The sequence below is a fragment of the Nocardia jejuensis NBRC 103114 genome, assembly GCF_001613145.1.
In the GTDB taxonomy this organism is placed as follows: Bacteria; Actinomycetota; Actinomycetes; order Mycobacteriales; family Mycobacteriaceae; genus Nocardia; species Nocardia jejuensis.
Genome location: NZ_BDBU01000071.1, coordinates 19,311 through 33,540, shown reverse-complemented (window position 1 = coordinate 33,540; position 14,230 = coordinate 19,311). Strand labels below are relative to the sequence as shown.

General features: G+C 67.4%; 15 protein-coding genes. 4 read left to right on the top strand and 11 right to left on the bottom strand.

All coding sequences use genetic code 11. From position 1 onward, the window contains the following. The first annotated feature begins 137 nt into the window (after nt 1-137). On the top strand, nt 138-437 hold the full coding sequence (locus NJ1_RS36260) for a hypothetical protein (RefSeq protein WP_157574586.1): 300 nt from the start codon (nt 138-140) through the stop codon (nt 435-437). A gap of 44 nt (nt 438-481) precedes the next feature. Here the strand turns inward: NJ1_RS36260 and NJ1_RS36255 are convergent, their stop codons facing one another. The 7 genes from NJ1_RS36255 to NJ1_RS36225 form a co-directional block, all read right to left on the bottom strand. Then, nucleotides 482-1,771 (bottom strand): RNA polymerase sigma factor, encoded by a 1,290-nt coding sequence (locus NJ1_RS36255; RefSeq protein ID WP_067704387.1) that lies wholly within the window; start codon nt 1,769-1,771, stop codon nt 482-484. Next, entirely contained in the window at nt 1,749-2,168 is a 420-nt protein-coding gene (locus tag NJ1_RS36250) for a YciI family protein (RefSeq protein ID WP_067704384.1), read from the bottom strand. Before NJ1_RS36250 ends, NJ1_RS36255 begins: the two co-directional genes overlap by 23 nt. Before the next feature lie 229 nt (nt 2,169-2,397). Further along, nucleotides 2,398-4,020 carry a chaperonin GroEL gene (gene groL, locus NJ1_RS36245; protein WP_067704382.1) on the bottom strand — a complete coding sequence of 541 codons (1,623 nt, stop codon included), beginning with the start codon at nt 4,018-4,020 and terminating at the stop codon, nt 2,398-2,400. A gap of 218 nt (nt 4,021-4,238) precedes the next feature. Next, complete coding sequence (locus tag NJ1_RS36240) at nt 4,239-4,535, bottom strand: hypothetical protein (RefSeq protein WP_067704379.1); 297 nt, start codon at nt 4,533-4,535, stop codon at nt 4,239-4,241. Between the two features lie 67 nt (nt 4,536-4,602). After that, a complete protein-coding gene (locus NJ1_RS36235; RefSeq protein ID WP_067704376.1) occupies nt 4,603-5,358 on the bottom strand; it encodes a Clp protease N-terminal domain-containing protein in 756 nt (251 codons plus the stop codon). A 177-nt stretch (nt 5,359-5,535) separates the two neighbouring features. Beyond that, nucleotides 5,536-6,534: a sigma-70 family RNA polymerase sigma factor gene (locus NJ1_RS36230; RefSeq protein WP_067704373.1), complete on the bottom strand. Its 999-nt coding sequence runs from the start codon at nt 6,532-6,534 to the stop codon at nt 5,536-5,538. 356 nt (nt 6,535-6,890) lie between these two features. After that, nucleotides 6,891-7,328, bottom strand: coding sequence for a hypothetical protein (locus tag NJ1_RS36225; protein WP_067704370.1), 438 nt, complete (start codon nt 7,326-7,328; stop codon nt 6,891-6,893). A 326-nt stretch (nt 7,329-7,654) separates the two neighbouring features. On the opposite strand from NJ1_RS36225, the gene NJ1_RS36220 reads away from it, so the two are divergent. Then, complete coding sequence (locus NJ1_RS36220) at nt 7,655-8,827, top strand: alpha/beta hydrolase (RefSeq protein ID WP_084479220.1); 1,173 nt, start codon at nt 7,655-7,657, stop codon at nt 8,825-8,827. Nucleotides 8,828-8,930: 103 nt separating this feature from the next. On the opposite strand, the gene NJ1_RS36215 is transcribed toward NJ1_RS36220, so the two are convergent. From NJ1_RS36215 to NJ1_RS39565, 4 genes are all read right to left on the bottom strand, one after another. Further along, nucleotides 8,931-9,284, bottom strand: coding sequence for a UBP-type zinc finger domain-containing protein (locus NJ1_RS36215; RefSeq protein ID WP_067704366.1), 354 nt, complete (start codon nt 9,282-9,284; stop codon nt 8,931-8,933). Further along, nucleotides 9,284-10,750 (bottom strand): ATP-binding protein, encoded by a 1,467-nt coding sequence (locus tag NJ1_RS36210; protein WP_067704363.1) that lies wholly within the window; start codon nt 10,748-10,750, stop codon nt 9,284-9,286. Before NJ1_RS36210 ends, NJ1_RS36215 begins: the two co-directional genes overlap by 1 nt. Nucleotides 10,751-10,760: 10 nt before the next feature. Then, the gene (locus tag NJ1_RS36205) at nt 10,761-12,434 is read right to left on the bottom strand and encodes an FAD-dependent oxidoreductase (RefSeq protein WP_067704360.1); all 1,674 of its coding nucleotides are present in this window, start codon (nt 12,432-12,434) and stop codon (nt 10,761-10,763) included. A gap of 73 nt (nt 12,435-12,507) precedes the next feature. Next, nucleotides 12,508-12,702, bottom strand: coding sequence for a hypothetical protein (locus NJ1_RS39565; protein ID WP_157574584.1), 195 nt, complete (start codon nt 12,700-12,702; stop codon nt 12,508-12,510). A 210-nt stretch (nt 12,703-12,912) separates the two neighbouring features. On the opposite strand from NJ1_RS39565, the gene NJ1_RS36195 reads away from it, so the two are divergent. Both NJ1_RS36195 and NJ1_RS36190 read left to right on the top strand, forming a co-directional pair. After that, complete coding sequence (locus NJ1_RS36195; protein ID WP_067704353.1) at nt 12,913-13,365, top strand: SRPBCC family protein; 453 nt, start codon at nt 12,913-12,915, stop codon at nt 13,363-13,365. Nucleotides 13,366-13,509: 144 nt separating this feature from the next. Continuing rightward, nucleotides 13,510-14,202 carry an SIMPL domain-containing protein gene (locus tag NJ1_RS36190; protein WP_067704350.1) on the top strand — a complete coding sequence of 231 codons (693 nt, stop codon included), beginning with the start codon at nt 13,510-13,512 and terminating at the stop codon, nt 14,200-14,202. The last annotated feature ends 28 nt before the right edge of the window (nt 14,203-14,230 follow it).

Below are 14,230 nucleotides of genomic sequence, written 5' to 3'. Positions count from 1 at the left end.
TGTGATCATCAGGCGCACCTCGTACAACCTCGTTTCCCAGGCCCTTGGGGCTCCGGGTCGGTGTCCGTGTCGCTCTGACCTGGAATAAGTTACGTGTTGCTACGAACCAAGTCAAATCGGCTGGTCAGAGGTCTAATTTGAGCAGTGTGTACGTGTGCGACTGGTCGATCACGAGCGCCGTAGTCGGCGAATTCGCTGAACGACTGCCCGGCTCCATCGAATCGACCCCCACCGAGACCTATTGGCGCGTCAGCTGGCTTCCCGACCGCCGCCTCACCCGAGACCAAGCCCTGGCGGCCATGGAACTCGTCGAGTTTCTCTACGACCCCGTCTATACCGGGGACCGCACCATCCAATCCGCCGTCGCGGCGGCGGCCGCCCGACTCGGGATGCGCCCCATCGACGCCGCCATCACGCTGTCCCAGCGCCATGGCTGACTTCCCCGCGATCGCACCACCGGTGCGCCACAACGCAAGACCGCTCACCCGAGATCAGCGAGCTTGCGCAGCAACACCTCTCGCTCGCGGTCGTTGCCACAGAGCTTCGCCGCGCGCTCCAGCTCGGGCCGCGCGTCGTCGCGACGGCCCATCCGGATGAGGAGTTCACCGCGCACGCCGGGCAGCAGATGCGAGTTCGCCAGCGCCCCCTCGCTCGACAACTCCTCGACGATCGGAAGTGCGGCGGCCGGCCCGCGAGCCATGGACACCGCCACCGCGCGGTTGAGCTCGACCACCGGGGAGGGAGCCAGCCGGCCCAGTGCCTCGTAGAGCAGGACTATGCGTTCCCAGTCGGTGTCCTCGACAGATGCTGCGACGCCGTGACATTCGGCGATCGCGGCCTGCAACCCGTAGGCGCCCAGGCCGCGGCCGAGCTGACCGGCGTGCGTCAGCGCGGCCCGGCCCCGACCTATCGCGGCCCGGTCCCAGCGGTGGCGGTCCTGTTTCTCGAGCAGCACCGGTTCGCCGTCGGGGCCGGTGCGAGCCGGGAAACGAGCGGCCGTCAGTTCCAGCAGGGCGAGCAGGCCGTGCGCCTCGGGTTCGTCCGGCATCAGGCGGGACAGGACCCGGGCCAGGCGCTGAGCCTCACCGGCCAGATCGAAGCGGATCAGCTCGCCGCCCGAACTGGCCGAGGAACCCTCGGTGAAGATCAGATACAGGACGCTCAACACCGACCCCAGCCGCGCGGAACGCTCCGCCACCGGCGGCACCTCGAACGGAACACGAGCCGCGCCGAGAGTCTTCTTGGCACGGGTGATCCGGGCCTGCACCGTCGCGGTCGGGACCAGGAAGGCCTTGGCGATCTCGTCGCTCGTCAGACCGCCCACCACCCGGAGGGTGAGCGCGACCCGCGCCTCCCGGGACAAGACCGGATGACACGAGACGAAGATCAGGGCCAGCACGTCGTCGTCGATCTGGTCCGGATCCCAGAGCACCTCCCCCGCCCGCCCGGGCTCGGGGGCCGCGCTCCCCGAGATCGCGCCGCCCTCATCCAGATCACGGGCGAGAGCGGCATAGCGCTCGTCGAGCGCGGCGCGGCGGCGGAATCCGTCGATGGCGCGACGGCGGCCCACGGTCAGCAGCCAGCCCGCCGGATGCTGCGGCACTCCCTCACGCGGCCAGTTCACCAGCGCCTCGGCCAGCGCCTCCTGGGCGAGGTCCTCGGCCAGCGCGAAATCGCCGGTGTAGCGCGCGAGCGCACCGACGATCCGCGCCGACTCGATCCGCCAGATGGCGGCGACGGCTTCGCGTTCAGAGCTGACCGGTGGACTCACGCCACTTCCGTTCCTTCTGGACCCACTCGTTGTCCTGCGGGAACTCGTCGATCGTGGTGACCCGGCGGATCTCGGTCTTGAAGCCCGCGCCCGTCATCGGCGAACGCTTGGCCCACTCCACCGCTTCCTGCTTGGACGCCACGTTCAGAATGTAGAACCCGCCGAACAGTTCCTTGGTCTCACCGTAGGGCCCATCGGTGATCACCGGCGGCTCGGAGGAGAAGTCCACGACCACGCCCTCGGCCGGATCGTCGAGCCCCTCGGCGGCGAGCAGCACGCCCGCCCGGATCATCTCGTCGTTGTAGGCGCCGACGGTGCTGAGCATCTCGTTGAAGTCGACGTTCATCATCCCGGCCATCGCCTCGTCGTTCGCCCGGAAAATCAGCATGTACTTCATGGCTCTGCCTCCTCGTATGGATCGTGTGGTTCGGCCCGTTCGGACCCTTTCACCACAAGGTCGCACGGGAATCGCGCGGATCGACACGACGCGGGAAATTTTTGGCGAAGAATTCTCCGGGCGTCGATTCCCTGGAAACGCCGGAAGCCGGCTCGCCCGAAGGCGAACCGGCTTCCAGTTCGAAAGGTGTTGCTGGAGAGCAGGACTCAGCAGACTGAATCCATCGGACTCAGAAGTCCATGCCGCCCATGCCACCGGTCGGGTCGCCCGCGGGGGCGGCCTTCTCCGGCTTGTCGGCGACGACAGCCTCGGTGGTGAGGAACAGAGCCGCGATGGAGGCCGCGTTCTGCAGGGCCGAGCGGGTGACCTTGACCGGGTCGGCAACGCCGGCGGCCAGGAGGTCCTCGTACTCGTTGGTGGCGGCGTTCAGGCCGTGGCCGTCGGGAAGGTTCGAGACCTTCTCGGCGACGACGCCCGGCTCGAGGCCGGCGTTGAACGCGATCTGCTTCAGCGGAGCCGAGAGCGCGACGCGAACGATGTTCGCGCCGGTGGCCTCGTCACCGGAGAGGGACAGCTCGTCCAGGGCCGGGGCGGCCTGCACGAGAGCGACGCCACCACCGGCGACGATGCCCTCTTCGACGGCAGCCTTGGCGTTGCGCACGGCATCTTCGATGCGGTGCTTGCGCTCCTTGAGCTCGACCTCGGTCGCGGCGCCGGCCTTGATGACCGCGACGCCGCCGGCCAGCTTGGCCAGCCGCTCCTGCAGCTTCTCACGGTCGTAGTCCGAGTCCGAGTTCTCGATCTCGGTGCGGATCTGCGCAACGCGGCCCTTGATGGCCTCCGCGTCGCCCGCGCCCTCGACGATGGTGGTCTCGTCCTTGGAGATGACGACCTTGCGCGCCTGGCCCAGCAGCTCGATGCCGGCGGTGTCCAGGGACAGACCGACCTCTTCGCTGATGACCTCGCCACCGGTGAGGATGGCGATATCGGCCAGCATGGCCTTGCGGCGGTCACCGAAGCCCGGGGCCTTGACGGCGACGGACTTGAAGGTGCCGCGGATCTTGTTGACCACCAGGGTGGAAAGGGCTTCGCCCTCGACATCCTCGGCGATGATCAGCAGCGGCTTGCCGGCCTGGATGACCTTCTCCAGCAGCGGCAGGAGATCCTTGACGGTCGAGATCTTCGAGCCGACGAGCAGGATGTACGGATCCTCGAGGGCCGCTTCCTGACGCTCCGGGTCGGTCACGAAGTAACCCGAGATGTAGCCCTTGTCGAAGCGCATGCCCTCGGTGAGCTCCAGCTGGAGTCCGAAGGTGTTGCTCTCCTCGACGGTGATGACGCCTTCCTTGCCGACCTTGTCCATGGCCTCGGCGATGAGCTCACCGATGGACGAGTCGCCGGCCGAGATACCGGCGGTGGCAGCGATCTGCTCCTTGGTCTCGACCTCCTTGGCGGTCGCGAGGAGACGGGTGGTGATGGCCTCGACGGCCTTCTCGATGCCGCGCTTCAGACCCAGCGGGTTGGCGCCGGCGGCGACGTTACGCAGGCCCTCACGGACCAGTGCCTGAGCCAGCACGGTCGCGGTGGTGGTGCCGTCACCCGCGACGTCGTCGGTCTTCTTGGCAACTTCCTTGACGAGCTCCGCGCCGATCTTCTCGTACGGATCCTCGAGCTCGATTTCCTTGGCGATGGAGACACCATCGTTGGTGATGGTGGGGGCGCCCCACTTCTTCTCCAGCACAACGTTGCGGCCCTTGGGGCCCAGCGTCACCTTGACGGCGTCAGCGAGGGCGTTCAGACCGCGCTCGAGACCGCGGCGAGCCTCTTCGTCGTACGCAATTGTCTTGGCCATTGCGTTGAGATCCTCCAGATCAGGGGATGGACACGATCTGGCCAGGCTCGGCGCCCGCGACGGACGACCTGGGAGTGTGTGGCTCCGGCCTCACCGTCCCGACCTAGCACTCCCGAGTCTGGAGTGCCAAAGCCATTTCTAGCACTCTCCCGTGCCGAGTGCAAGGTCGGGGGTGGATCTCCGGAACCCCGGCGACCAGCGGCGCGAAACCGCCGGAATCAGCGCACGAGGCGATCGTCCACCCTCAGGAGCAGGGCGATCAGGGCATCGGTGCGGCGTTCCTCCGGGGTGCGCGGCTCACCGTGCTCGACGGTGACGAGTTCCGCGTCGTTCAGCAGCAACTCGGCCTCGATGCGCATGATGGCGCGGATGAATGCCGGAGCGATGTCCGGCGGCAGGTCACCGTTGACGATGTAGCCGTCAGGGGTGTCCTCGGTGGAGACATAGGAGAGCGCGCGCACCAGATCGGCACGCGGTTCCCCCGCAACTAGGTCGGAACCCTCGTCGCCCGCCATACCCACATCGTATCGGTCGGATCCGACAGACCCCGGGAGGCTGTGGTCTCCGCACATTTCTCCCCGGTCAGGACTGTGGTTCCGCGTCCTCCGGATGGTCCACCGCACCGCTGGGACCGGTCACCGCGCTCAGCAGGCGCGCGATATCGGCCGATACCGCCTCCTTGTCCAGCCCGAGACCGGACAGCGTGCCCGAACCGTCCTCCACCTCCAGCAGCGCCAGCAGCATGTGCTCGGTGCCGACGTAGTTGTGACCAAGGCGCAGGGCCTCGCGGAAGGTGAGCTCGAGCGCCTTCTTGGTCTGCGCGTCGAACGGGATGAGCGCCGGGGACTCGCCCGCCGCGGGCGAGAGAGCCGAGGTCGCCACCCGGCGGACCGCGTCGCTGGAGATCCCCTTGGCGTTGATCACGTGCACCGCAATGGATTCGGGTTGGGTCAGCAACCCGAGGATCAGGTGTTCGACGGAGATTTCGGCGTGACCGGTCGAGTGGGCCTCCTGCTGCGCGGCGACCACCACGGACCGCGCCCGGGGGGTGAACCGCGCGAAACCGGCCTGCGGATCCAGTGCGGCGGCATCGCCGGGCTGCTTCGTGACGAATCGCTTCTGAGCGGCCTGCTTGGTGACGCCCATGCTGCCGCCGATATCGGTCCAGGACGCGCCGGAGCGGCGGGCTTGATCGACGAAGTGGCCGATCAGATGGTCGGCGACCTCACCGAGGTGATTGGCGGCGACCACCGCGTCCGAGAGCTGCTCCAGGACATTGTCGGGACGGGCCTTCTTTATGCCGTCGATCAGATCATCGAGGCGGATATTGTTCGTCATGCGTCAACTTTAGGTTGACTCTTAATGGAGAGTCAACCATTGGTTGACGAATGACTGTTCGCTACGAGCGAAGCGACGATCGAGCATGCCGGGCCTCGGAAAGCCTGTCCCACAACAAGATCGAATTCAGTACCGACGCCCCGATCGGAGCCGAGACCTTCCGGTTGTCCGGCGCGGTCAGCGGGTGGCTTTGTCCGCGCGGATGAAGAATTCGAGTTTGTCGGGGTTCAGGACCAGCCGCAGGGCCGAGATCCCGGTGGCGGTCAGGTCGGCGCTGACGACGGCGATGGGGGTGTCGTTCACGCGGGCGACGAAGGCGAGAGCGGCGTTGACCTCGTCGATCGTGACGGTGAGGCCCGGCAGATCGCGGGCGAACAGGCCGACGAGGTAGCGGGCGACACGGGTCGCGCCCTCGATGGGACGACGGTCGGCGGTGCACTCGCCGCCACCGTCGGCAGTCGTGTTCTTGCCGCCACCGTCGGCAGTGGTGAACTCGCCGCCACCGTCGGCAGTCGTGAACTCGCCGCCACCGTCGGCAGTGGCGATCTTGCCGCCACCGTCGGCGATGGCCACGATATCGGCGGTGAACATGGCTTCCAGACCGGCGACATCGCCGGATTGTGCTGCGGCCAGGAACTTTTCGAAGAAGGCGCGCGCCTGCGAGGGGGCCGGTTCGAAGCGGGGGCGGTCGTGGTGGACGTGCCGGGTGGCGCGGCGGTAGAGCTGCTGGGAATTCGCCTCGGTGAAGTCGAGCATGTCGGCGATCTCACGGTGGGCGTAGCCGAAGGCCTCGCGCAGCACGAAGACCGATCGCTCGGCGGGAGTCAGGCGTTCCAGGAGGGTCAGCACGGCGGTGGACACCAGCTCGCGCTGCTCGGCCGATTCGAGCGGGCCGAGTTCACCGCGGGCGGTCTGGATCGGCTCGGGCAGCCACGGGCCGGCATAGGTCCCGCGGCGGGCACGGGCCGAATCGAGCCAGGTCCGGCAGAGATTCACCAGAACGGTCGTCAACCACGCTTCGGCGGAACGGATTTCGGCGCGAGCGCTGAGGTCCCAGCGCAGGTATGCCTCCTGCACGACGTCCTCGGCCTCGCTCGCCGAGCCGAGCATCCGGTACGCGAGTGCGAACAGGCGGGGGCGATGTCGCTCGAATTCGATCAACCCATCGGCGTCCATGCGCCCACCCGTCCTCGCCCGATGCTGTCCGTTCGGGACCCTACGCCTGCGCGCCGAGTGGACCGCCGAGGCTGTCCGCGGGCACTCGGGCCAGGCGCATCGCCCGTGCGATGACGGGCGAATCCCTAGTGGAGATCGAGAGATTCACCGCTCCGTTACCCCGGACCGCAGGCCGCGAGCCGCGAACCACCGCGCCGAACCCCCTGAGCACGAAGGGAAGCCGACGAACCACAAGAAGTTGTCAGTGTCGCGGCGCAGGCGTTTCGAACGCACGACAGGTCCCGGACCACCGAGGGCAGCGCGACCGACCCCGGTCCGGGCAACTCGACCGAAGCTGGTCCGTGCCGGGGGCGGAGCTACTTGGCGACCCGGATGGCCACGGCCACCGCGGTATCGGTGTAGCTGGTCGCGAGGCACGCGAGCTTGGCGGTGCCGAGCGCCACGTTCGGGCTGCCCTCGAGCATGGAGCCGGGGTTGGCCGCCAGGACCTGCTCGATGACGGCCTTCTCGGTGGCGTCGTCCAGCTCCCGGAAGACGCCGCAGGTGGTCTGCGCGCCGTCGGGCGCGACCGTCTTCTTGACGGCGGCGGGCTGGGTCGGAACATCCGTCGGCGGTTCGACCACGGTCGCGGGCGTGGTGGACACGCTCGGGACGGTCGTTCTCGCGGCAGCGGTGGTGGAGGTGGAGGTGGCGTGGTGCGCGCTGTCGGTGTCGCCGGACTTGTCGGACCCGCACCCGGCGAGCCCCAACACCATCGCGCCTGCCGCGAGGGTCACGATCGATATCCGCTTCATACCCCTGCTTCCGAGCTTTTCGAGAGTGTGAGTGCGCCGGTCCTGCCCGGCGTCCGCAGCAGCGTACCCGGCGGTATCGAGTCGCGATAGGGAAGACTCGAATCCGGCTATCTTCCAGCGATCTTCCGGATCGGGTCGTGCGTCGGCTCCGCCGGAACTCGGTCGTTCGAGGTCGCCGAGGGGACTGCGCGCGTACGATCGAACACACCAATTCGTTGGCGGCGCTGCCTGTTCGGGCGGTCGGCCGTGCACATTCTCCGGCGTTCACACGCCACTCTCCCGAGCCAGGCGACCGGCGCCGATCACTCTCAGCCCGAGGAGATCCCGTGCCCGCACCCAAACCACCGATCGTTTTCGTGCACGGATTGTGGATGCACAGCGACAGCTGGAACCCGTGGATCGAATACTTCGAGAAGGCCGGATTCGCGCCGATCGCACCCGGCTGGCCCGGCGACGGACCGGATCCGGAATCCACCCGTGCCGACCCGGACGCGCTGAACAATCGCGGCATCGCCGAAATCACCGAGCACTACGCCCGATTCATCGCCGACCTGCCCGGACCGCCCATCGTGATCGGGCACTCCTTCGGCGGGCTGATCACCCAGCGGCTGCTGGCCGACGGCAATGCCATCGCGGCGGTGGTGCTCTCACCCGCGCAGTTCAAGGGCGTGTACGCGCTACCGCCCGCCCAATTGCGCAGTGCGGGAGCGATTCTGAGCAAGCCGTGGCTGCGCGGCAAGACCTGGTCGCACACCTCCGAGACCTACCACCGCTTCTTCGCCAACACCGTGAGCCGCGAGGAATCGGACGAACTGTTCGCGCGGTATGTGATTCCGGGCCCGGCCAAGCCCCTGTTCCAGGCCGCCACCGCGAATCTCACACCCGGCAGCGAGGCCACGGTCGCCCTGCACAATCCACGCGGACCGCTGCTGATGCTGGCGGCGAGCGAGGATCAGACCGTTCCGGAGGCCATCGTGCAGGCCGAATACAAGATCCAGCAACGCAATCCGGGCGTCACGGAACTCGAGGTGATGCAGGGCCGCGGTCACTCGATGGTCGTCGATCACGGCTGGCAGGACCTGGCCGACCGCGCACTCGACTTCATCACCCGGCAGAATCTCGCCCCGCGCGACGGAGAGCCGCCGCAGGGACACCCCCTGCACGAGCAGCCGCTGCACGTGCGGCCGCCGCTGGAACAGCCTTCGCCCGGGCTGCCGCCCCAGGAACAACCTCCCCGGGCGCAACCCCCGCAGGGGCAGCCGCCGAGAGATCCGGGTCCGCAAGGACAACCCGTACAGGGGCAACCTCCACAAGGGCAACCCCCGCAAGGCCCACCCCCACAAGGGCAATCCCCGCAGGGCGAACCTCCACAGGGGCACCACCTGCAAGGCCCACCCCCGCAAGAACAGCCGCCGCAAGGCCCACCCCCGCAGGGGCAACCCCTGCGACACCCGTCTCCACAAGGACAACCTCCGCAAGGCCCACCTGCGCAGGGCTGATCGCCGCATCGATCCCCGACGAGACAGGCCCCGAGCGTTCGCCCGGGGCCTGTTCAGCCGATCAGGCGCTCACCGCGCATACGCGGTGCACCCCGTTCACGGCTCAGTGCACGTGCTGCTGCCAGTCGCTCGGCACGCGATCGCGCGGCCCCGGCACGGTCTGATCCAGCGGATGATGCAGCGGCGCAACCAGTTCCGGCCCCTCGCCGTACATCTCCTGGGTGTCGAAGTTGTAGAACCAGGTCTCCCCCGGCTCGTAGCTCTGCACGAACGGGTGACCGCTGTCCTTGAAGTGCTTCGTCGCGTGCTGCGACGGCGAGGAATCACAGCATCCGACGTGCCCGCACTGGGCGCAGCGGCGCAGATGTACCCACCAGCCCTGGGCGGCTTCGCATTCCACGCAGCCCGGGCCGCTCGGAGCGGCGGTGGTGTCGATGCCCTCGATCTGCTCGGCCATCAGTGTTCTCCCGTATCGAGTTGTGTGGCTTCGGCTTCCGGGTTCTCCAGCGGAAGCCGGACGATGAATCGGGTGTTGCCGGGCTCGGATTCGACCCGGATATCACCGTGGTGCTTGTTCACCACGATCCGGAACGAGATGTCCAGCCCCAGGCCGGTGCCCTCGCCGACCGGTTTGGTGGTGAAGAACGGCTCGAAGATGCGGTTGCGGATCTCCGCCGGGATGCCGGGACCACTGTCACCGATTTCCACTGTCGCACAGTCGTTCTCACGGTAGGTGCGCACGGTGAGGGTGCCCGACCCGTGCATCGCGCCGACCGCGTTGTCGATCAGGTTGGTCCACACCTGATTCAGCTCGGCCGCGAAGCACGGCACCGGCGGCAGGCCGCGGTCGTACTCCTTGAGCACCACCACCCCGTCGCCGATCTTGCGGGCCAGCATGACCAGGGTGCTGTCCAGCAGTTCGTGAATGTCGACCACCTGGAACGGGGCCCGATCCATCTGCGAGTACTGCTTGGCCGCGTTCACCAGCGAGGAGATGCGGGTGGTGGAATCGGCGATCTCGTTCATCAGCAGTTCGGTCTCGACCGTGTAGTTGAGCCAGCGGATCGCGCCCTCGAAGACGTTGTCGCCGCACTGATCCAGGGTGCCGTGCACCTTCTCCAGCCAGTCGATGTCGAATCCGGCCTGGACGAAATTGGGCGCGAGATCCCAGCCGTTGTCGATATTGTGCGTCTCGAGCCAGTCGCCGAGCTCGTCCTCACGGTCGGCGGCCTCCAGCGAGGTGAGCGTCGGGGCCTTGGCGACCTGCGCGGCCGCCTCCTCCTGCAACTGCACCAGCGCCTCGAGGGTGTTCGAGTCGAACTTGCCGTGCGCCATCATCTTCAGCTTGTGCCGCATCCCGGCCACGCGCTCACGCAGCGACGAGGTCGCGCGCACCGCGGCCGCGGCCGGATTGTTCAGTTCGTGGGTCAGGCCCGCCGAGAGCGAGCCCAGCGCCAGCAGCCGCTCACGCTGGCCGAGGATCTCGTTGGAATTGCGGTTGCCGAAGAACACGCCCTCGAGCAGGTGCAGCGCCATCGGGAACCACTCCTGGACCATTCGGGCGAAGGTGCCCGCGTCCAGCACGAAGAACTTCGAGGGCCGCGTCACGTAGAACGAGCCGTTGTAGTTCTGGTCCACCTTGTCGCCCATATAGGCGGTCCACGCGCCCGCGTACGAGCCGTGATGGTCCGTGCGGACGAGTTCGATCTCCTCGCCGCCGGACATCTTGGTGAGCCGGACCTCGCCGTCCATCAGCACGTAGAAGCAGGTCGCGGGATCGCCCTCGCGGAACACCAGGCCCGGTTCGAAAATCTCCACGCGGCCGTCGCGGCACAGCCACGCCAGCTGTTCGTCGTTCAGCTTCTCGAAAAGGAACAATGTGCGTAGTTCATCGGGATCGCAGATCAAACCATGGTTGCCCATCCGGCTACTCCTACTGTTTCGCGATGTAGCGGTGTACCAGCATGACGGCCATCGCACCCTCGCCGACCGCCGATGCCACCCGCTTCGCCGATTCCGACCGTACGTCGCCTGCGACGAAAACGCCCGGAACACTGGTTTCGAGGTGATGCGGCGGCCGCGGCAGCTCCCAGCCCGCCGGGCGCGCACCGTCCACCATCAGATCCGGGCCGGCCAGCACGTACCCGGCCTCGTCGCGGGTGATGACGCCGTCCAGCCATTCGGTCTCCGGGGCCGCGCCGATGAACAGGAACAGCCGCTCGGCCGCGACCTTCTCCTCGGCTCCGGTGGCGTTGTCGCGCAGCACGATTCCCTCGAGGTGGTCGTCGCCGTGCGCGGCGATCACCTCGGTGCGCGCGTGCACCTTGATGTTCGGGATCTGCTCGATCTGCTGGATCAGGTAGTGCGACATGGAGTCCTCCAGCGACGCCGCGCGCACCAGAATGTGCACGGTCGCCGCGTGCCGGGACAGATACACCGCCGACTGACCGGCCGAGTTCGCGCCGCCCACGATGTAGACGTCACGGTCCGAGCAGTCCGACGCCTCGGTCATGGCCGAGCCGTAGTAGACGCCGCGGCCGGTGAAGTCGTCCACCCCGGGGGCCGGATGATGCCGATAGTTCACGCCGGTCGCGATGAGCACGCTGTGCGCGGCGATCTGGCTGCCGTCGGCGAACTTCACCACCCGGGCGGACCCGCACGACTCCAGCGCGACGACCTCACGCGCGGCGATCAGCTCGGCACCGAACTTGACCGCCTGGCGACGGGCCCGATCCGCGAGCTGCGAACCCGAGACGCCGTCCGGGAAGCCCAGGTAGTTCTCGATGCGCGAACTCTGCCCGGCCTGGCCGCCGGTCGCGGTGCGTTCCACCAGAACCGTGCGCAGGCCCTCGGACGCGCCGTACACCGCCGCGCCCAGACCGGCGGGTCCACCGCCGATCACGATCAGGTCGTAGAAGTCGCCGGACGGGTCGATGGACAGGCCCACGCTCGAGGCCAATTCCGCGTCGGTGGGCATGACGAGCACATCGCCGGTGGAATTGATGATCACCGGGCACTGGTCCTCGGTGGCGCCGGCGGCGGTCAGCAGACGCGCGCCCTCCGGCTCGTCGACCTGATACCAGCGGTACGGGAGTTGATTGCGGGCCAGGAATTCGCGGACCTCGGAACATCGGGCCGACCAGCGATGCCCGACCACCTTGGTCTCGGTGACCGGCTTGTGATCGTCACCGCGCCAGGCGTCCAGCAGCGCGTCGATCACCGGATAGAGCTTCTCCTCCGGCGGATCCCACGGCTTGAGCAGGTAGTGATCGAGGTCGACGACATTGATGGCCTCGATGGCGGCCTCGGTGTCGGCGTAGGCGGTCAGCAGGACCCGCCGGGCGTACGGGTGCAGGTCCATGGCCTGCTCGAGGAATTCGACGCCGTTCATGTTCGGCATCCGGTAGTCGGCGATCAATACCGCGACCGGCTGGCCACGCAGTTTGAGTTCCCGCAGCACCTCGAGGGCGTCCGCGGCGGACTCCGCACGCAATATCCGGTAGTCCGACCCGTACCGGCGGCGCAGGTCGCGAACGACCGCGCGCGAGACGCCCGGGTCGTCGTCGACGCTGAGTATGGCCGGCTTGGCGGCAGCTGGAGAGGTCACCTGTTGAGTATGCGGGGGCGTGGCAAATCGTTGCCGTTGCGCACCATCGCCTCGTCTCGGTCGGACATCCCGATCAAATCCGGTGGTGCTGAACGATATCGAGCTCACCGGGGGTGAGCAGACGTTCGAGCCGTTCCTCGAGCGCGCTGTTGCCCTTACGTCTGGATCTGGCGGTATGACCAGGTGGGCGCGCCGCCGAGCTGGTCTCATCAGCCGGGAGAAGCGGGACCGCCTTGGTCTTGCGATGCAGGAGCGAGCGCAGGTTCACGGCCGATCACCTCACGTTTAAGGGGGAATCAGGGTGGCAGTGTCTGTTACTTCGTCTATCCCATAGTGTGCGCTGCCCATTACATTTGGAAAGCCGTCAACACCGGAATGTGATCTAGTCGATTTTCAGTAGTCACAGTCGACTTGATCCGGGACGCGGACCCGGAACTAAGATGGCCTGTACCAGCACTCACGTCTCGCGGAGGCACCGTTGCCGAAAAATCTCGAAGCCGTTATCGACATAAAGGCAGCGCCGGAGAAGGTCTGGAACGTCGTCTCCGATCTCAAGCGCATGCCCGAATTCAGCCCGACGACCATTCGCATGCAGCCGATCGGGCGCACCGTGCACACCGGCACCTGGACCGTGAATCTCAATCGCGACGGGGCCAAGGTCTGGCCGACCACCTCACGCGTGGTCCGCTTCGAACCCCAGCGCGCCCTGGCCTTCCGGATGAACGAGAGCCGTGTGATCTGGAGCTTCACCCTCGAACCGAACGAGGGCGGCACCCGGCTCATCCAGCGCCGGGACATTCCCAACGGGGTCAGCGCGTTCTCCCGCAAGGCCATCGCCGCGGGCTTCGGGCCCGAGGAGGGCTTCGAAGCCGCGCTCGTCGACGGCATGAACACCACCCTCGGCAAGATCAAGACCCTCGTCGAGAGCTGAGAACTCTCGTCCCGAGGTCCCGCCCGATCGCGGGAAATCGGGGTAACTTCGGGACACCCCCGATCCGGAGGCCACTCCGAGGGGCCTACGTGTAGACGACGCCGACGGCTCTCGGCCGGGCGCTGAAGGTTCGGAGAGGCGTACATGCGACTTGTTGGTGTTTGTGCCGCGGCCGCCGGGGTCGCGCTCGTATTGACCGGGTGCGGGAGTTCGGATTCCGACGGTGACCGGACCGTGACCGTCTCAGGCACCGGGAAGGTCCAGGGCGCACCGGATGTGCTCAATGCCGACCTGAGCGCCGAGGCGACCGCGAACGACGTCTCCACCGCCGTCTCCACCGCCAACGACAAGGCCAAGGCGATCACCGACGCCATGGTCGCCGCGGGCGCGAAGAAGGAGGACGTCCGCACCAGCGACGTGTCCCTGCAGCCCAGCTACGGGCCGGACGGGCAGAACATCACCGGCTACCGGGCCACCAATTCCGTGCACGTCGCGGTGCGCGATCTGCCGAAGGCGTCGGCCGTGCTGGATGCCGCCGTCAAGGCCGGTGGCAACGAAACCCGGATCAGCTCGGTCTCCTTCGGGCTCGAGGACAATACGAAACTGCTGTCCGACGCGCGCGCTCGCGCCTTCGACGACGCCAAGGCGCGGGCGCAGCAGTACGCCGATCTGGCCGGGCTGAAGCTGAAGACGGTGCGCACCATCAGCGAGGGCGGCAGCGGCGGCAACACCCCGATGTACAGGGACGCCGCCCCGGCGCCGGCCTCGGGCTTCAGCCTCGAACCCGGGCAGCAGACGGTCACCTTCGACGTGAACGTGGTCTGGGATCTGGGCTAGCCGATTCGCCTGGCCCGCACGCTGATCG